This is a genomic window from Rudanella lutea DSM 19387 (assembly GCF_000383955.1).
Classification (GTDB): Bacteria; Bacteroidota; Bacteroidia; order Cytophagales; family Spirosomataceae; genus Rudanella; species Rudanella lutea.
Genome location: NZ_KB913013.1, coordinates 5,980,746 through 6,001,617, shown reverse-complemented (window position 1 = coordinate 6,001,617; position 20,872 = coordinate 5,980,746). Strand labels below are relative to the sequence as shown.

Here is a 20,872-nt window from a genome sequence, read left to right as displayed (position 1 = left end):
AAATAGAACGGATTTAACCTTTTGTACCCCTTTTACTTTTTCGGCTCTGTTTTCGGTACTCCGACGGGTTTTGTCCCATCTGTTTTTTGAAAATCCGGGTAAAATGGCTCTGATCAGAGAAGCCGGTCAGGTAGGCAATTTCGGTGAGGGTGTACGAAGTGGTATCGAGCAAATGGAGGGCTTTGTCGAGACGCAGCTTCCGAATGTACTCGCCAAATGAGAGGTCGTCGAAGTAGCGGGCAAACGTACGCGATACGTACGCGGGATTTATGTCCAAACTTTCGGCTAGGGCACTCAGGCTGAGCGATAAATTGGTATCGATCTGATCCTGAATAGCTTCTTTCAGTTCCCCAACCCAGGCCGGCACTTTGGGCCGCCCCTTCGACCCGAGGTAGTTGTGCAATACGGCCAGCAACAGTTGTTCGGTGGGGCTTTGAGTGTGCCGTACCGATTGGAGATGTTTAGCCCAGCTATAAAGGGCATCGTACAACACCAGCCCCTGCGCCAGTAGGGCCTGATCGTCGGTAAGGTTGTGAGCCAGCCCCGCCGAAATGGCCCACAAACCCGCTGACTGTGGGGTCAGGCTATGATCGTCTGTATCGGCTCCGCGCACAATGGGGGCCATCCGATGCAGAGCGGGGTCAGTAAGGGCGTGTTTGTGCAGAAAATAATCGAACGTACAGCGGTCTTCGTAATGGCTGTATTCTACCCCCGGCACATCGAAGGGAATGGCTCCGATGGCTTCGGCCCGTGAAATGACCTCGCCCTCGGGTACAAAATGAATTACGGCCGATGGGTCAATGAAACGCATAATAAGCCAGGGGCAGGCCAGCCGATCAATTTTGGGCCGTTCGCGGGTAATCCAGTGCATAGTCGGGTGCTTTGATGAAAGAAACGGTACCGACAACGAAAAAGCAACCATAGTGGCCGTTTGAGGGATTGATTCCGTTACGGATCAGACTTGTCAAACGCCCACCCACTGACGCAAAAGGCCGGTGATATGGGCCAGGCTAACGGGTTTCACCAGGTGCGCATTGAAGCCTGCCTGCTGCGTTCGCTGGATGTCTTCGGGCTGCCCGTAGCCGGTCAGAGCAATGATCACGATGTCACGTCCCCAGGGTTGTTGCCGGATAAGCTGACAGGTTTCGAAGCCATCAAGGCCGGGCATACCGATGTCGAGCAGAATGACCGCCGGGTTAAGTTGTTGGGCGGCTTCCAAACCCGCCTGTCCACTGTTGCGCGTATGGGTTTCGTAGCCTTTCAGCTTGAGCAATAAACCAAGCGTGAACGCCGAATCGGTATTGTCGTCGATTACCAGAACCCGACGATTAATTACGGGTTCCGTAGCCGTTTGAATAGGGAGGGGTGGCTCACTGGGGGGAGACGGCAACGTGGGTAGGTAGACCAGAAACGTGCTGCCCTGCCCAAGTCCGGCGCTTTGGGCCTCTACCCGGCCGCCATGTTGCCCGACCAACTGCCTCACGAGTGTAAGGCCCAGCCCAAGCCCACCATGCGAGCGGTCGAGCGAGTGGTCGACCTGCACAAAAAGGTCAAACACCGCCGAGAGCTGCTCGGCCGCCAGACCAATGCCGTTATCTTCCACCCGGATGAGTGCTTCAGATGGCCCTGCCGGCTGGTTCTGGTGCGAAACCGTTACCGTGACGGTACCATTCGGGCCGGTGTACCGAAGGCCGTTGGTGAGCAGGTTGGTGAGTACCTGCGTCAGCCGGGTAGCGTCGCCCTCCAGCTCAATGGGGGTATCGGGCACGGTTACCGTCAGCGATTTACCACTCTCCCGAAACTGTGGCTCCATACTTTGGGTAGCCTCCTGCGCCAGTTTGACCAGATCGACCCGTTCGGTTTTGAGTTCGATTTTGCCCCGGCTAATCCGGCTCACGTCGAGCAGATCGTCGACCATGCGCACCAGATGATCGGTTTGGCGGTTCATCATGGCCACGGTATCGTGCGTAACTTCGCCCGGTTTCGTGGTCAGGTCCAGAATCTGCAACCCGTTCCGAATGGTGGCCATTGGGTTACGCAGTTCGTGGGCCAGCATCGCCAGAAACTCGTCTTTGCGCGCGTCGGCCTCGCGGAGGGCTTCCTGTGCCAGTCGGCGTTGGGTCAGATCAACGGTGATGGCCAGAAACGTCGGTGGGCCGCCCTGGGCCGAGGGTAGTGTAGAAACTGAGCTGTTGGCCCATACCAGCCGCCCGTCGGAGTGAACATACCGTTTATCGAGCGAAACAGTCTCGCCGGTCCGAATCAGCTGGTGCAGAGCTTCCCGACTGGCGGGTACATCGTCGGGGTACGTTACGTCGACTACGGTCAGGGCCAGTAACTCCTCGCGGCTACGCCCCAGCAACTGACACAAGTTGCTATTGACACGGGTAAATCGCCCCGACCTGTCGATTTCGGACATACCTACCTGCGCCCGTTCAAAAATGGCCTGTAAGTGAGCCTCGCTGCGAACCAACTCGCGTTGGGCTTTGGCGCGTTCTACGCCCAGCCAGGTACGTTCGGCGGTTTCAATGGCCAGTTCAACCTCGGCTTCGGTCCACTGCCGGGGTCTTGACTGTACAAGCGATAAAATCCCCACTGCCCGGTTTTGTTTGATCACGGGGATGTCGATAAACGAGATTACCTGCATCTGACGGCATATTTCACGCAGAGGTTCATCCAGTACATCGGTGGTTAGGGCGTCTTGCACAACGATCGGCACGCCATTTTCCACTATTTTTTTGAAAATAGCGTACTCTTCAAGAGGATACGTGCCTGCTACAGAAGGGAAATCGCCGGAGGAGGCATCGCGCTGAATAACGGCATGTGCCCCCTCAATGGAGGCATAATAGCACCGGTCGGCCCCGAAATGGATCATAGCTGTGTGGGTCACGGTTTGTTCAATGGCCAGCGGATCGGCCACCGACCGAAAGGCATCGCTTAAGGCCAGCATATAGGCCTGAGCCTGCTCGCGCCGTTTGAGTTCGGTTATGTCGCGAAACACAATGGCCACCTGCCGACTACCGGACCCACCTACCCGCAACGCGTTGGCTATGTACCAGCGATTGGTAGCAGCATGGTAATCTTCGACATGAGCCGGTTCGCCAGTGCGGGCTACGCGGTCGTAATAGGCTACCCAATAGTGTTCGGTACCGGGCGTGAGTTGGCTCCCGCACTTGCCCACAACTTCGTGAAGTCCGGTTTGCTTTTTAAAGACTGGATTGACTTCAATAAATTGATAATCAGTTGCTGCCCCTTCTGCATCGTACAAAAGCTCGATGATGCAGAACCCTTCACTGATCGAGTTAAATATAGAATAGTACCGGTCCGACGCCCGCTGTGCAATCTCGTCTTTCAGCTGGTGAATTTCAGCTTCGGCCTGCTTGGTCCGGGTTATATCGCGGGTGGTCATGGCCACCCCCCCTTCGGTTTTCACCAGAGCCTGATAAAACCAGCCGTCAAACTGTTCGTGGGTGTAGTGCAGTTCCTGTTCAAACGGTTGGCCAGTTTGCACAACCGCTACCATCTGGCCAAAAATGCCCGACTCCACCACGCCGGGATTTATCATCAGCAGACTTTTGCCCAGAACATCGCCGTTCTGAACCTGAGCCCTGCTGTTGTTCATGACCCAGACAAAATCAGTGATCGTCCCCTGCTCGTCTGTAATGGCGTTGAAAACCTGAATGATGTCGAGCGAGCTGTCAATCACCGACTGTAAGAAAGCCTCATTGCGTCGGAGTTGCTCCTCTGCCTCTTTCTGGTGGGTAATATTGGCGGTAGTGGTTGCAACGCCATCGTTCAGTTTTACGGTCGATTGCAAAAACCAGCCATTAAACTGTTCGTGGGTGTAGTGTCGTTCTGACTGGTCGGGTTCGCCGGTCTCGACAACCCGGCAGAAGGTTTCAAATATGCCTTCCTGCATCATGCCGGGGTTTTCTTCCAGTAAGCGTTTATCCGTTACCGGCCCGTAAAATGTCTCAGCAGCATGGTTGGTTAGCACCCACACAAAATCAACGATAGCCCCCTGCTCGTTGCGCACAGCCTCGAAAACCTGAATCATGTCGAGCGAGCTGTCGAGCGTCGCGTTTAGCAGGCGCTGCCCGGCTTCTACCTCGGCCGTTTGTTGCGTGAGCTTGCCTTCGAGCCGTAGCCGCTGCCTATCTGAGGCTTTTTCGCTCCGTTTCTTTTCCCCAATGTCGATCGCTAACCCGAGCCATTTTTGGACAACCCCGGCCTCATCTGCAACGGGGCTTGCGAGCAGATTGATCCAGTGCCAGTCGCCGTCTGCACCGCTTACCCGAAATTGCAGACTCAGTGGGGTACCCTCCCCAACAGCCCGGTTCCAATCCAGTTCGACAGCGGGGCGGTCGTTGGGGTGAACCGCGCCCAGCCAACCATCGCGAAGCCATTGGCCCGCCGATTGCCCCGTATAGGCCCGCCAACTGGGCGAATCGGCACGTACCTTTCCGGTTGCATCGGCCTCCCAAACGGCACTGGCAAACGTGTTCACGAGAAGATGACACTCGTCGATGGAAAGTGAGGGGTAAGGAGTTGAGGCAGAGGACATGACTATAGCGTAGAGTAGGCAAACACGGCGCTGCCAAAATACCGGTATAAAGCACAAAACAGCCCGAAATTTGATATTCCCGGACTGGTAAATAAGAGATTTGTGGATTTTCTTATCTACCGCACCCGACTGGCCGTGCAGATATCCTTCGCCCGCTGCTGGGGCTGTGCCCGGCTACAGTGGTTTGGTAGCTGGGCGGGTATCAAGTTTGATACGTCTGGGCGATCCTGAAGCGTGTATTTTGCCGTGGGGATGGTCAGCTACATGAAACAACAAGGGACATTCAGGAGGTAGGTGTGCCTAAAAAATCGTTCAGTACAGCCAAACCTTCCCGCCGTTCTTTATAGCTGGTGGGCTTGATGCTGTACGAATTGGCTGCATGACAGAGGTTCCGAACCTTTAAATCAGTTTATAGATAGAAGTGAAAGACTATTTGACAAATAAGGGTAGCTTTGATTTCGTCTGGTTGCCCAGTAGGGACAGTTTTCTGGTCGAATCCGTATGGACCGGCCTGTGTTCATTCTCCCAAACTCTTTTTTATCAACTGTTTCAGACGATTTCGGCTACAGTGATCTCCGGCTCTCTACAGGCTAATCTGCTAAACTACAGCAACAGCTAACGGCTCAGCTACCGTGCTGATCGGTACCCTTAGCGATCCGTACTATAATGTCTGTGTTGGCAGCAGCGCCGGATCATCTCCGCCCTTTCTGATGAATGAACACACTCATGGGCACCAACTCAGTACATACAGTGTATCCGTTTCTCAAAGGCGGGGGTGAAATGGGCGCGTTGATGCGCGCCTTTGCCTGGTCTGAAACGTCGGTGGGGCCACCCGATACCTGGCCGCAACCCCTACAGACTACGCTGGGCACCCTCTTGTCCTGCAAGTTCCCGATGCTGTTGTGGTGGGGCGATAACCTGGTGCAGTTTTACAACGATGCGTTCCGGCAGGTTCTGGCCGACTCGGGCTTGCATCCGCGAGCGTTGGGTCAGCAGGCCATGGACTGCTGGGGCGATATATGGACCACCATTAAGCCACTTATTGATCAGGTACGCAACACAGGCGAAGGCACCTGGTCCGAAAATGAGTCGATTCCGTTTATACGAAACGGTCAGCTTCAGGATACCTACTGGACTTTCAGTTATTGCGCTGTGCCCGATGAAACGGGTCGGGTGGCCGGGGTGCTGGCGGTGGGGCACGAGGCAACACGGCACGTGACTATGGGTCGGGAGCTGGAGACCAAAAGCCGTCAGTTCGAGGAGCTTATCCGTCAGGCGCCGGTTGCAATGGCCCTTCTCGACGGGCCTCAGTTTGTGATTACTCAGGTTAACCAGCTGATGCTCGATTTCTGGGGCCGCCAGCGTCACGACGTGGTCTACAAACCATTTATGGAGGTTTTTTCAGAAGCCCAGGAGCCCGATTTTGCCCAAAAGCTACAGTCGGTGTTCACAACGGGCGAACCGCTCATTGTACATCAGCAGGTGATTGACGTATGTCGGGCGGAGAAGCACGATTCCCTTTTCGTCGACTTTATGTACGAGCCGCACCGAAACCAATACGGGGCTATAACGGGCGTGAGCGTGGTGTGTGTGGATATAACCGCACAGGTACATGCCCGCCAGAAACTGAAAGAAGAACAGGAGCGCCTGGCCACCGTCCTGGACGAAATGCCCGTGGGGGTTGTCATTGCCGATGCGACGGGTAAACTGATTTACGGCAACGATCAGGTTGCCCGAATTTTAGGCCACCCATTTTGGGAGAGTCAGGCTATTCAGGAATATGCCGAATGGCAGGTGATTGATGAAGAAACCGGCGAGCCGATTCCAGTTGAACAGATGCCGATGGCGCGGGTTCTCCTAAACGGCGAGCGCGTGGTGGCCGACGACGTGAAGCTGCTCCGGGGCGACGGTACCCCCGGTTATGTGAACGTCAACGGGGTGCCGATTTACGATACAGAGGGGCACTTGCTGTATGGCCTATGTGCGTTTGTCGATGTGACCGAACGGCGGCTTGCTGAGGAGCGCCTGAGTCAGAATGCCCGTCGGCAGGCGTTTCTGACCTCCCTCAGCGATCAGCTCCGTTACCTGACCGATGCGGCCGCCATCCAGCAGTTGGCGTGTCGGCTGTTGGGTGAGTATCTGCAAGCCGACCGCACTTACTTCGCGGAAATAGACGAACCGAATGGCCTGGCCGTGATCGGCTCAGACTATGCACAGGAGAACTTGCCATCTATGCGGGGGCAATATCTGCTGGCCGATTTTGGCGAGACGGTCGATGTGTTGCGTAGTGGTAATATGCTCATTATGAACGATACGCTTGAAAATCCGTTTCGCTCCGAACGCACTCGCTCAGCATTTACGTCGCTCGGTATTGGATCACTGCTTTCGGTGCCGCTTGTCAAAGGAGGGGTGCTCGTCTGGAAATTTAGTGTGTTGGTCGGCAAGGCGCGGGTTTGGACCGAAGGCGAAATCACGTTGACGCGGGAGGTCGCCGAGCGAACCTGGGCCACCGTCGAACGCGCCCGGGTTGAGCGCGCTCTTCGTCGGCAGGAAGAGCGGACCCGGATTGCAGTCGAAGCGGCCGAAATGGGTACCTGGGAGTGGAATCTGCTCACAGACGAGGTGTACTGGAACGACCAGCATTTCGTGCTTTTCGGCATGACGCCCCACAACCAACCCATCTTGCCCGAGGTGTTTTTTGGGCATATTCATCCGCACGATGTTGCCTCGCTTCGACATCAGTTAGACGAGGCTATTCGGGAAAAAAGTGTCTACGATGCCGAGTTTAGGGCCCTGCGCGACGACGGGGCCGTACGCTGGATGAGCGGCTACGGACGAGTGACGGCCGAAGAAAACGGGCAGGCGACCCGCATGAGCGGGGTTATGTTCGACATTACGGACCGGAAACAGGCCGAGGAAGCACACAGGGCGGGAGAGGAACGGCTACGCATTGTACTCGACAGTATTGCCGATCACGCCATTATTACCACCGACACCCGCAACATCATTACCGGCTGGAATCCGGGTGCCTGGCAAATGTTTCATTACACAGCCGAGGAAGCCATTGGTCAGTCGGGGGCCATTACGTTCACGCCCGAAGACCAGGCCGCCGGGGTACCTGAGGCCGAAATGATCACTGCCCGACAACAGGGTCGGGCCGCCGATGAACGGTACCACATCCGGCGCGATGGTTCGCGGTTATACGTGTCGGGTGTGCTATCCCCCCTGTTCGATGCCGACGGGCAACTGGTAGGGTACGTCAAGATTGCCCGCGACCTCACCGACCGGCAGCGCATGGAGCAAACCCTGCGCGAAAACGACGAGCGAAAAGACGAGTTTCTGGCCATGCTCGCCCATGAGCTACGCAACCCGCTTGCGCCAATCCGCAACATGCTGCTGGTGTTCTCAATGACCGGCGTTGAAAATGAAACCCTGCGCTCAGGCGTAGACATGATGAGTCGGCAGGTAAATCATTTAATACGGTTAATTGACGATTTGCTGGATCTGAGTCGCATCAGTCGGGGCAAAATTGAACTTCGCCCTCAACTCGTCGATTTCACGGCCCTAGTGGGGCAGGCGGTAGATGCCACGCGGCCCCTTTATGACAGTAGCGGGCGGTTACTCCGGGCGACGCTACCGCCTTCGCCCCTGTACGTCGACGGCGATGCTACCCGGCTCACGCAGATCGTGGTTAACCTGTTGACCAATGGGGCCCGGTACACCGCCGAGGGCGGGCAGGTTTGGCTGACACTCACGCAAAATGGTCAGGAAGCACAGCTTCGGGTGGCCGACAACGGGATCGGTTTGGCCCCCGAGCATCTTTCGGCCATTTTCGACTTGTTTGTGCAGGTCGATACGTCCCTGGCCCGCTCACGGGGGGGGCTTGGACTGGGCCTCACGCTGGTGAAGAAACTCGTTGAACTCCACGGCGGTCGCGTCGAAGCGCGCAGTCAGGGACTGGGTCGGGGGAGTGAGTTCATCGTTAGCCTGCCACTACACCATGAATACGTAAAAGATATGAATTCATCCGATGAATTGACAATCCCCGATGGATCTGGCCACCGGATATTGGTCGTCGACGATAATCACGATGCGGCCGACACCCTTTCCATGCTGCTGAAAGTTCTTAAAAACGAGGTGCACACCCGGTACAGTGGTATCGAAGCGATCGAAGCCCTGCAAACCCTTCGCCCCCAGCTTGTTCTCCTCGATATTGGTATGCCTGATCTGGATGGGTACGAAACCTGCCGTATTATTCGACAGCTACCCATTGGTCCCGAACTGACCCTGATTGCCCTCACGGGCTACGGGCAGGCCGAAGACCGGCAACGAAGCCTTGAGGCTGGTTTCAACGACCACCTCGTAAAACCAGTCGACATAGCCAGGCTGACCCAGTTGCTGTTGTCGTTGCCGGTCAACCCAGGCGGGTGAGTGTAGGCATTTCGGAATAAAAACTCCGTATAAACAGCCAAAACGCCCGATGACATGCACCGGGCGTTTTGGCTGAAATCTATATCACCATTGAATTAGTACCGCACGATTTTTTGTATCACGCTGCCTTTGGGTGTACTTACGCGAATCAGGTACACGCCCGGCCCAGCTCGCAGGGGAACCCGTTGCCGCAAGTTGGCGGGGGCTACCGGGTGGGTTTCCGTATGGAGTATCTGCCCTGAGCTGCCCATTACCTCAACTCTAAGCGATTGCCCATCGGCTCCTCCAATCTCCACATCAACGGCATCTAGGCTCGTTGGGTTACCCCAAACTGTCAAAGTAAGAGGGGCCTCGTTTGGCTGGGCTACCCGCGCGGGTCGGCTACAGAAAGCCCCGAAGTCGAACACAAACGGAATACCCTCCACGCCGTTTTGCCGTAACCGGATAGTCACCGGTTTGGCATCGGCCCGCAGCCCGGCCTCAATCGTGCCGTTTACGTTGGTGGTCCAGCCCGTAATACCAATCGCGAAAAACTCGACCGCTGCCCCGTTGCCGCCGGTTGCGCCAAACGTAATGGCTCCGGTTTGGCAATTGTAGCTCACAACGGTCGCGGCCAATGGCCCGCCCACGGGTGGGGTGGTGGGGGTGGTGTTGCCCCCCGGGCTTACCGTCAAGACAAAGCCAGTGTTTATCGACAGCCCGCCCGCATCGGTGGCTGTCAGCGTTACCGAACTAACGCCCGAAGTCGAGGGCGTACCCGAAATACTGCTGCCGCTCAGCGAGAGCCCGGCTGGCAAGCCGTTAGCCCCCAGCACAAGGCTTCCCGCTGGCGTCTGGGCGTCGAAAAATACGGTTGACAAATTCAGGGTGTAGTTAACGCCCACCGTGGCCGACTGAGGCCCTACGACATTCACAACCGTCGGGGGCGTGTTGGTGGGTGGTTGGGGATTGCCCGCACAGAAAGCCGTAAAGTCGAAGGTAAATGGCGTGCCACCCACCCCATTCTGGCGAATCTGAATGGTGACCGGCTTGGGGTCGGCCCGCAGCCCGGCCTCGATCAGGTGGTTGGTGTTGGTCGTCCAGCCGTTGATGCCGATAGCCAGGTACTCGACCGCTGCCCCGTTACCACCGGTTGCGCCAAACGTAATGGCCCCGGTTTGGCAGTTGTAGCTCACCACGGTGGCCGCCAGTGGTCCGCCAACTACAGGCGGAGTGGGTGGGGTAATGCCCGTGCTGCTGTTGGGGTGCACCGTAATCACGATGCTCGTGCTCACCGAGAGACTACCCGGATCCGTCGCCGTCAGGGTGACGGTGCTCACGCCCGAGGTCGAAGGCGTACCGCTGATGCGATTGCCGCTCAACGACAGCCCGGCGGGTAAGCCGGTTGCCGACAGGGTTAGGCTACCGGGCGTCTGGGCATCGGTGAAGATGGCCCCCAAATCGAGGTTGTAAGATACCCCCACGGTGGCCGACTGAGGCCCGATGGCATTAGCGACCGATGGTGGCGTGTTGGTGGGTGGCTGAAGGGTTCCTGCACAGTAAGCCGCAAAGTCAAACACGAAGGACGTTCCTTCCACGCCGTTCTGGCGCACGCGAATCGTAATGGGCTTGGGGTCGAGCCGCAGGCCTGCTTCCAGCACGTGGGTGGGGTTGGTGGTCCAGCCCGTCACGCCAATGGCCAGATACTCGACCGGAGCGCCGGAGCCGCCGGTAAAGCCGAAGGTGATCGCTCCGGCGGTGCACCCATAGCTCACCAGGGTAGCGGCCAGGGCGGTGCCGGTGGGCGGGGGCGTCACGGTGAGGCTGGCCGCCGGCCCTACGGTAAGGGTGAAGCTCGTTGTATTGGTGAGTCCACCGGGGTCGGTGGCGGTGAGCGTCACGGTGCTGATACCCGTAGTCGAGGGCGTTCCCGACAGGGTGCGTGCGGTAAGCTGCAGGCCAGCGGGCAGGCCCGTAGCCGCAAGCACGAGGGCATCGGGCGTCTGGGCATCCGTGAAGACGCGGCTCAGATCCAGGCTGAAGGGTGTACCGAGGGTAGCCGACTGCGGGCCCACAACGTTTGCGAGGGCGGGCGGGGTGTTGGCGGTTCCACCGGCGCAGGTGGCGCGGGCATCCCAGCGTAGGCTAACGGTGACACCGTTCTGGGTAGCGGTAATGAGGAATGGCTCCACATTACTCCGTCCGGCGCGGATGTCCTGGGCCAGCTGTGTATCAACAAAGGCCGAGCAGGTGGTTGTTGGGCCGGTGATGCCGACGGCGGCATAGGTGATGGGCGTACCATTACCCCCGCTCACGCGGAACTGTACGCGTCCGGTGGCGCAATCGTAGATTGGCTCAAGCAAGGTCAGCGGTCGGCCGATAGTGGCCGGGTCGGGTCCGCAGAAGAGGGCAGGGTTGCCAACCGTCACGGTGATCTGAGCGGTGGCCGAGCAGGCATTGGGGCCTACCGCCGTCACGGAGTAGACTGTAGCCCCGGTGGCGGATGTCGGCGGGTTGATGCTTGCCGTATTCGCCCCGGTGCTCCAGGCGAAGGTGAGCGTCGCCCCGGAGTCGGCACCCGACGCGGTCAGTGTCACGGCCTGTCCCTGGGTTGGCGTAGCCGATGGGCTGGCGCTAATGCTTAGCTGGGGGGCAATGGTGCTGCCAGTAACGGTGGTCGTAGCCAAGGCCGTACAGCCGCCTGCACCTGTCACAATCACCGAGTACGTGCCAGCCTGCGTCACTACGGCCGTCTGGCTTTGCCCGTTTTGGGATAGCCCAGGGCCGCTGAACTGATAGGCTGCTCCGGCCGGCGCGGCTGTCAGAGTCACGCTGGGGCTGGCGCAGGAGATTGTTCCCGAAGCGGCCAGTGTGGCATTGACGGCATTCGTTGCACTTTGCACGGTGGTCGTGGCCAGGGCTGTACAGCCATTGATGGTCGTTACGATGACCGAGTATGTCCCGCCTGCCGAAACGGTGGCAGTATGGCTCAATCCATTCTGCGTGAGACCGGGACCAATAAATTGATAGTTAGCCTGTGCGGCTGGGGTGGTGGTGAGCGTAATAGTCGGAAAACTACAAGAAACGGTTCCGCTGGCGGCCAAGGTCGGGGTACCGGGGAAGCTGACAAGCTCGACGGTAACGCCGGTGGTGGCTGTGCAGCCGGTGGCGGTATCGGTAATCGTGACGGAGTAAACCCCCGTCTTGACAGGAGTAATGGAGTTGATGGCGGTGGTGACCCCGCTGCTCCATCGGAACTGGTTGCCCCCCGCAGCGGTGAGGGTGGTTGGGTTGCCCGCACACACAGTGAGGTTGCCACTGATGGAGGCCGAGATGGCGCATGGAGTGGCTGTAACACCAATAGTGGCACTCGCCGTACCGGAGCAGGTGCCTGAGGTACCCGTTACGGAGAGCGTGGTGGCCGAGGTCAGGTTGGTTAAGACCAGTGGGTTAATCGTACTGCCGTTACTCCAGCGATAGCTGTTGGCCCCACTGGCGGTGAGGGTTACGCTGCCGCCTGTTGTAATGCTTAAGCTGGGGCTGCCTGTAATTAGTAACGAGGGAGCCGGATTGACCGTGACACTGACGGTTTGTGTGCTGACCTGAGCCGTGGGCGTAGTGGAGTCCATAAACGTTAGCGTAAATGTTTGCTCTCCCGACACGGTAGCTCCGATCGTGGCCGTTGGGGTACTGCTGGCTGGGTCCGACAGTGTAATGCCCTGTGGAGCTGTCCAGCTATAACTGAACGGGGCAGCCCCTAACACAACAGCCGATAAGCCCAGCTCACTGCCAGCACAGACCGTAGTCGAGCCAACCTGTGGTGCAGGAAACGGAACCGTGTAGTCGTTGCTGGTGAGCGTGGCGGAAAATGGGCCACCTACAAAGTTGCGAACGAAGCCTGTAACCCGATAAGGCTGACCCCATAGAGGATTAGTTACAGTATAGGTATTGGAAGTGGCAAATGAAGCTAAGACATTAGTGCCTCGCTGCCAGGTATAGGATGCGATATTTTGACTCCCCTGAATCAGATTAACCGGAACGGCCGTCAACGATAGAGTACCGTCGGGTTGGGGGGCCGCCAACATCGTCAGCGACCAGCCGGGGTCTATAGCCGGCGTCGCTGAGGCCGAAATGGTGAGTATGCGGGTTGTTCCATCCGCAAACGTAATCGGATAGTCACCGGGTGTATCGATCGCAAACTTTGCCTGTGCAGCAAACACATACCGAGTCGGTCCAACTGCTAGACAGGTTTTGGTCAGGTATGTCAGATTTCCGTCGCCATCGAGCGATGCGGTAACATAATTGCGAACAAGTGTGTATGGACAAATTATGCGGGCAATGGTTGGTAGGGTTGCGTAGTTTGGGTTTATGGATGTGGGGGGCCTACACGTGTTGGGGTTAGCGATATCAGAAGCATAGTTGTAGATCGTCTCGCCGGGGGCGAAGGTGTACGAATGGGTGCCATCAATCCGAAAAAACAGGTAGTTGGGGTATCCGTTTCCGGGCGGTATGCCCAGAGCATTCATTGGCTCTTCCGGACAGGGAGCCACCTGCACCACCTGCACCGAGGCTGAGCTCAAGCAACCGCCCGAAATACCTGTAACGGAGTAAGTTCCCGCTGAGCCAGCTGAAATTGTTGTTGAGCGGGCTCCTGTACTCCAGGTTAAGCTGGTGGCCCCGGTTGCGGTGAGTCGGGTCGTCATACCCGTTGCAATAGTCAGGCTGGGATTTGCCGAGATCGTGAGCGAGGGGGGCGCCCCTACGCCCGTCTGTATGCTGGTGGTAGCCGTACAGCCCGAGGCTGTGGTTACAGTCACCGATACCTGGGTGCTGGTGTTAATCGCAACTGTCGGGTTGGTTTCACCCGTGCTCCACAGATAGGAACCACCGTCTCCGGCCCCCGATGCGGTCAGGGTAGCCGATGAACCAGCGCAGAAAATTGGGTTACCGCTGATGGTGGCCGTCACCGCACAGGGAACAGCTGTCACGCTTACCACCGCACTCGCTATTGCTGAGCAGCCCCCCGTTATGCCTGTGACGGAGAGCGTAGTGGCCGAGGTCAGGTTGTTCAGGGTGATCGGGTTGTCCGAGCTGCCGTTGCTCCAGGTGTAGGAGTCGGCCCCTGAGGCCGTGAGCGTTACGCTGCCACCGGAGGTGATGGTAGCCGAGGGCAAGGTCGTAACATTGACCGAAGGATTGATGACTGTGACACTGGTGGTGACCGTGGCACTCTGGGCTGTTAGTGAGGAGATATCCTGGATGTAAAGCGTAAATGTTTGCTCGCCTGTGACTGTGGGCGCAATTGTGGCCGTAGGTGAGGGGCTACCCGGGTACGACAGGGTTATACCCTCCGGGGCTACCCAAGTGTAACTAAACGGCCCAACACCTACCGCTGTACTACTCAGGCTCACACTCCCTCCTGCACAAACGGTGCTGGCACTCACCGAAGCTGTTGGGTTTGGAATGGTAATCGAGTTGCTGATAATTCTTGATTTGTTTCCACAATAAACTAATGCAGGCAGCAACTCAACTTGATAGGTAACTCCCCAGGAAGGGTTGTTTAATGTATATGTGTTTTCAGGAGCCTGGATCTTGGCTTCTGTTAACCCATTTCCTGTCCACTGAAAATAGGAATAAATGTATCCGGATGGAGGAACACCGGGTCCGGTAACACCAAGGACTTGGGTTTCCAGTAATTCCTGCCTTGAAGCTGTCGCCGTAAATGCTACAGGCTTACTTGATTCAAGCGAGGCCGATAGAGTAACTGAGTTGGTCGGTGGTGGAATCGGACTATCGGGATCAACCGTGATATTGACCGTCGTGCCGTCGGTAAACGTAACAGGATATACACCTGGCGTGGTGAAGGAAAACTTTTGGTATGTGCCGATCAGATACTGGGCCGGACCAATCTTAGGACAGGTTTTTGATAAACCCTGGCTAAAATAAGTCGCCATAAAGATATTGGGACAAAGGACTTGGGCCCCAGTGGGTAAATTGGCAAAAACCGGCTTTAGCGTCGATGGAGTTCGGCACGTATGAGAAGGGTCGAATCCGAAACTAAAGATGGGTTCGCCCACTGTAAAAGTTGTAGAATACGTACCGTCGGACCGGAAGAAGGTGTAATCGGGGTACCCCTGACCCGTGTAGGTATAACTACAGGGATAGACGATTTCGGGTGCGCAGGAGGCTATCTGCACCACCTGCACGGATGCTGTTGCTGAGCAGCCCCCGGTTACGCCCGTTACGGAATACACACTCACGGCAGTGGTAGTGGTAACGGTGGTCGAGGTAGCGCCGGTACTCCAAGTATAACTACTGGCCCCCGATGCGGTTAAACGGGCGGTAGTGCCGGTTGCAATGGTCAGGCTGGGGCTGGCCGAGATCGTAATCAAGGGGGCAGTGCAGTCCTGTGCCTGGGCCGCCGGGCTGTGAATCAGCAGTAACAAGCCTACCCATACTAGCCCGTTGATGTAATGCACCCAACGGCTGTGAGATCGGTTTAATCTTTCAGAAAGTAGAGAATGTTTCATCTGTTTTTTGGGAAAGAGAATGCTACAGTGTAGATCCTGTCAGCGTGCATACAACTATGCAGGAACTGGCATTAGGGCTTCGGTTGACGATGGGAGTCAGGCGTGTGTTTGTGAATGAGGACAAAGTGCCCGGCTGGGCCGTCGGGTCGGTTCGGGATAACCGAAACAGCTCAACAGCCGGGTTTTGCGAATTGTCTCAATCTTACGTTCGCTTTCAACTCACCTCCATTTCAATAGACTGATAGATACGAGGCCATACCATACACCCCTTTTGCGTATCTGTATGGTCGTTTCATCACTTACATACTGTGGCTGCAAAACAAGCAAACAGCGCTGCCACAGATCCGACATTCGATACCCCAAATCCGCCATTAAACCGTTTTAATTGATTTATTTCGACTTTATATAGGATGTATTTAAGAGAAAATTATTGGTAGTAGCCGATACGGCGATTACTTACGGTTCATGCCCCGTTTCAGGCGCAGGGGCTGTCACGGTTTGAGGGTGCTATTGACCCTGTGAGATACGTACAAAAAATAAATAGGTGATGAGCGTGTTTGTAGGGCGTCTGTTTGTTTAACGTACCTTAGTTGTTACGTTAAACTACCTACCGGCTAATGAGATTGCGCAGTACCTGTTTTTACATTGGATTCTGGGTTTTTATCAGTTGTTTTTTTGCTACCCGCTCGCTGCATGCACAGGTACCCGCCAATCCGCAAGGGTATGTAATCAGCCTCAAACACATCACGCTGGAGCAGGGACTTCCCAACCGAACCGTAACGACGGTTGGTCAGGATCGAGAAGGTTTCATCTGGATTGGTAGTCTGGAGGGGGCCTATCGGTTCGATGGGGTTCGATTCGGGCAGCTCGCTATTCCGGCCAATATCCGGCAACAACAGGCCTCAAATCCGGCCATTGAAATGATTCGGACCGACCGGGCGGGGAATCTGTGGATGGCCAGCAATGTGGTGATGGGTAGCCGAATGCAGTACATTTTGAAACCCGGCCAATCCGTTCCACAAACATTTGAGAACGTCTTCGGCCGGGCCAATCCGTTCCGTAACGACCCGATTTACGATTACATTCCGTCGCTCACTGGCTCGTTTCGGTATGTTCGTAGCCGACGGGGAGTTATTTGGTGGAACCGGGGGCACGGGCAGTTTCGGCCCCTATTTACCCACCCCGGCCTGGCCGGTACCAACGCGTTTCGGTTCACGGCTCTGGAAACAGCCGGGCAAACCCTTCTCTTGACATATCCCAGCAGTGGCAAAGATGGATCCAACGAGCTGGTCGAGCTGGATTCGGTGGGGCGTGTACTCCGTCGGCAGGGCATGAGCTTTACTGCTAAGCCACTCTGGAAAGACTCGGCCGGCGCTGTTTACTTCCAACGATTGCCCGAACAGAACTCGGCCACTCTTCCGGTGCCTAACCCGTTGGACAAACTGCTGTACCGGCTCACGCCCGACGGCACACTGACCGCATTGCCCATACGATTGTCGCAGAATCCCTTTGCCGACCCCACCCGGTACCCCTTCAGTGAGCTGAAAATCTTTTTTGATCACCAACATAACCTATTCTGGATTTGTGGACCGCAGGTTTTGGTCGCCTGGCATCCGCAACATGGCGTCGTGTATGACCTGGCCTCAACGGGTTTTCCGATGACGTCTATACAGAAAGCACATCAGATCCTGATAGATCAGACCGGGGGTGTTTGGGTGAGTACGCTCAATGGCGTGCTGCTTCTGAAGCTGGAACCTAACCGTTTTCAACGGTACCTCCACCTGGCTAATCCCCGGAAAGACGCCACCCGTCAAGCCATCCGGGGTATGCTGACACTGGGGAGCAATCTCTGGGTGAATGCGCAGGAGTCTCAGTTGGTGGACAAACAAACGGGTCGGAGTCAGTTTGTTTTTAACAACGCGCTTGGTCAGAAAAAGTATCTGCTAAACCAATGTCCCGTTGTGCTCGGCCCCGACGGGATGATCTGGTCCGGGGCTGATGGTTTGTTGTGTATCGACCCCAAAACATACCAGACAACCCCCGTTTCGGTGTTGCCGGATAACCCCCTGGTTACGATCTGGCCACAAGGCAATACGCTTTGGCTTGGGTACAACAGTGGCATCGCTCAGGTTGACCTGCTCACCAGACGGGTAAAACCGTTTGGCCGGTACAATGGGTTCAACGAACTCTCCAAAAGCCGGATCAATGGATTTTTCCCGGACAAACGAACGGGCACCATCTGGGTAGCGGCTTCAACGGGGTTATACCGGATCGATTCGTTGCGGGGGATCATGGCCCGATACCGAACCCACTCATCCGGCGGCCCGCTCCCCGTCGATCACATCACGTTTGTGCACCCTGATCCAGACTCCGCTGAGGTGTACTGGCTGGCCACTCGGGGGGGCGGTTTACTGCGATGGGACCGTAGGCGGGGGGTGCACCAGCAATTCACCCGCCGACAGGGTCTGTCGGACAATACGCTGTATGCTATTTACGAAGACCGGTACGGGCGGCTGTGGCTTCCGAGCAATTACGGCCTGATGAGTTTTGACCGTCATACGCACCGGGTTCAGGTGTTCCATGCGCAGGATGGCATTGCCGACGAGGAATTCAACCTGATTGCGCACCATCGGGCCCCCGACGGTCGACTGTATCTGGGCGGAATGAATGGCATAACGGCTTTCTATCCCGATCAGATTCGGATTGACAAACCCCTCGTTCAGCCCTTGCAGGTGACCCAGTACCAAAAACTGAACACCCAATCGGGGCAGATGGTCAATCATTTGCCCGAATATCAGCAGCGGGGTGGCATACTGCTCAGTCCATCCGACCGTTTGTTTAGCCTCTCGTTTACGTTGCTCGATTATCGAAATCTGGATCATACGCGCTACTGGTATCGAATTCAGGGCTGGCAGGAAAAATGGATTATGCTGCCATCATCCGAGTTGCGTATCAATGGCCTTCCCGCCGGGTATTACACCCTGCAGGTACGGGCTCAAACCCCCTCGGGTAGTTGGGCGTCGCCCGTGCTTTCAGTGCCAGTCAGCGTCGAGCAGATTTTTTACGCACGACCTCTGTTTATCTTGCTCTGTTTACTGCTGTCGGGCGTAGCAATCTGGCTCGTGTTTAGATGGCGCAATCGGCAACTCATTAAGGATAAAAACAGACTGGAAGCGGAGGTGGCCCGCCGAACGAAACAGGTAGAGGCCGACAAAGCGATTATTGCTAAACAGGCGGCTGATTTGCAGGCCAATGCCGCCCTGAAAGCCCGCTTTTTCGCAAACGTCACCCACGAGTTTCGGACACCGCTCACCTTACTGTCGGGACCGCTGCATTACCTATCGAGTCGGGTCGCCGACGGTAAAACGAAGCAACTGCTTGGAACCATGGAGCGGAATGCGCAGCAACTCCTCACTCTGGTCAATGATTTGCTGGACTTGTCCCGACTGGGTGATCACCAATTGGCCCTCACCGAACAGCCCGCTGATCTGGCTCAGGTTGTTCGGGAAACCGTGAACACCTTCGCTCCCCAGGCTGCGTATGCGGGTATTAGCCTTCACATTGAAGGGGGGGGGCAGGCGTTGCCCATGTTGCTCGATGCGCAGAAAATGGAAACGGTACTCCGCAATTTGTTGAGCAACGCGCTCAAACACACGCCCAAAGGTGGACAGATAACCGTTTGTTGGCAGCAAACAGATTCGGAAGTCAGACTGCAGGTTTCGGATACCGGTAGCGGAATTCACCCCGACGATCTGCCCCACCTTTTTGAACGATATTTTCAAACCAACCAGACCGACAAACCCCTGCACGGTGGTACGGGTATTGGGTTGGCGCTCTGTGGGGAATACTGCCGACTTTGGGGTGGTCAGATTACCGTTGACAGCCAGTTGGGCCGGGGCAGCACCTTCACCATTACGTACCCCATCCGGTCATGGCAACCGGCGGGTACCGTTGCACCCGGACCCGATGCCTTTTCTAATCGCGACGAAGTGAAGTCAGAAACGCAGCCGCTATCCGACCCGCAAGCCGAGCAACAGCCTGTGAGCAAGCCAACGGCCGATAAAAGATTGTTGGTGGTCGACGACAATCGGGATATGCTCCTGTATATCGAGACTATTCTGTCGCCGTATTACACCCTCCAAACGGCCCCCAATGGACGCGAGGCACTGGATATGCTAGGCAATTTACCGGCCGACCAGTTGCCTGATCTAATTATTTCCGATATCATGATGCCCGAGGTCGATGGGTTGGAATTAACGGGAGCACTGCGGAGCAACCCGGCTCTGCGCGGCATTCCTGTGGTGCTGCTCACCGCCCGGGCCGATCTCGAAAGCCGGTTGCAGGCGCTGGAAATGGGCGTGGCGGATTACCTTACCAAGCCTTTTTATGAAGCAGAGCTGCTCACACGCGTTCAGAATTTACTGCGTCGGCAAGAGGAGCAGAGTATCTGGATGGGGCAGGAGAACTCCGAGCCGCAACCCGGCGAACCTGAGCGACCCTCCGATAGTATAGATAAAGCCTGGCTGCGCGAGGTTCAGCTTGTAATCCGGCAAAACCTGGCCGATGAGTTTTTTTCGGTCAAAACCCTGGCCGAACTCCTTTCGAGCAGCGACCGGCAGCTACTGCGCCGTTGTAAAACCCTGACGGGGATGTCGCCCAGTCAGCTTATTCAGGAGGTACGTTTGCAGGTTGCCCGAGAACTGATTGAAACACACCCCGACCGGCCGATTAAGGCCATTGCCTACCAGGTAGGTTACCAGAAGACCTCATATTTTATCCAGCTTTACCGCGAGCGGTTTGGGAGCAATCCAGGCGCAATGATTCGGCAGCTGGGCGAAGCGCAGGAGGCCGACACATAAGCAAAAAGCCGGGTAAGCGTTGATCGCTTACCCGGCCTATCTCATCGATTAGTAAAATGGAACACTACTGGCGCACCACCTTCACGGTTTTGATGCGGGTGGGTGTTGCCACTTGCAACAGATAGGTACCGGCATCCGTGCCCAGCTGCACCCGCTGCCGAATAAAGTGACTCGTTGGAGCCACTTCCTGACTGTTAAGCAGTCGACCCTGAGCCGAAATTACCCGCAGTTGCAGAGCCTCCCCGGCGGGGTTGGCCACCTGCACCTCCACCCAGCTTTCGGGAGTCGGGTTGCCCAGCACCACCACATCCAGTTCAGATACCGTCTCCGTGGCTACGCGCGCAGGGCGGCTACAGAAGGCACCGAAGTCGAACACAACCGGGGTGCCCTCCACCCCATTCTGCCGTACCCGGATGGTGACCGGCTTGGGATCAGCCCGCAGACCAGCCTCGATCATACCGGTGACGTTGGTGGTCCAGCCGGTGATGCCGATGGCAAAGTACTCCACC

6 protein-coding genes are annotated in these 20,872 nt (G+C 56.5%); 2 read left to right on the top strand and 4 right to left on the bottom strand.

Annotated elements, in window-relative coordinates; genetic code table 11:
* Positions 1 to 13: 13 nt before the first annotated feature.
* Together RUDLU_RS0124660 and RUDLU_RS29000 are read right to left on the bottom strand one after the other, a co-directional pair.
* On the bottom strand, positions 14 to 922 hold the full coding sequence (locus RUDLU_RS0124660; protein WP_019991121.1) for a chromate resistance protein ChrB domain-containing protein: 909 nt from the start codon (positions 920 to 922) through the stop codon (positions 14 to 16).
* A 42-nt stretch (positions 923 to 964) separates the two neighbouring features.
* Entirely contained in the window at positions 965 to 4,564 is a 3,600-nt protein-coding gene (locus RUDLU_RS29000; RefSeq protein ID WP_083940646.1) for a PAS domain S-box protein, read from the bottom strand.
* A gap of 714 nt (positions 4,565 to 5,278) precedes the next feature.
* Here RUDLU_RS29000 and RUDLU_RS28995 point away from each other — a divergent pair.
* Positions 5,279 to 8,995, top strand: coding sequence for a PAS domain S-box protein (locus RUDLU_RS28995; RefSeq protein ID WP_083940645.1), 3,717 nt, complete (start codon positions 5,279 to 5,281; stop codon positions 8,993 to 8,995).
* A gap of 95 nt (positions 8,996 to 9,090) precedes the next feature.
* On the opposite strand, the gene RUDLU_RS0124645 is transcribed toward RUDLU_RS28995, so the two are convergent.
* On the bottom strand, positions 9,091 to 15,504 hold the full coding sequence (locus RUDLU_RS0124645; protein WP_083940644.1) for a beta strand repeat-containing protein: 6,414 nt from the start codon (positions 15,502 to 15,504) through the stop codon (positions 9,091 to 9,093).
* 617 nt (positions 15,505 to 16,121) lie between these two features.
* Here RUDLU_RS0124645 and RUDLU_RS0124640 point away from each other — a divergent pair.
* Complete coding sequence (locus RUDLU_RS0124640; RefSeq protein WP_157580441.1) at positions 16,122 to 20,363, top strand: ATP-binding protein; 4,242 nt, start codon at positions 16,122 to 16,124, stop codon at positions 20,361 to 20,363.
* 64 nt (positions 20,364 to 20,427) lie between these two features.
* Here the strand turns inward: RUDLU_RS0124640 and RUDLU_RS28210 are convergent.
* On the bottom strand, positions 20,428 to 20,872 hold a 445-nt coding region (locus tag RUDLU_RS28210; RefSeq protein WP_044129692.1), incomplete at its 5' end, for a T9SS type A sorting domain-containing protein.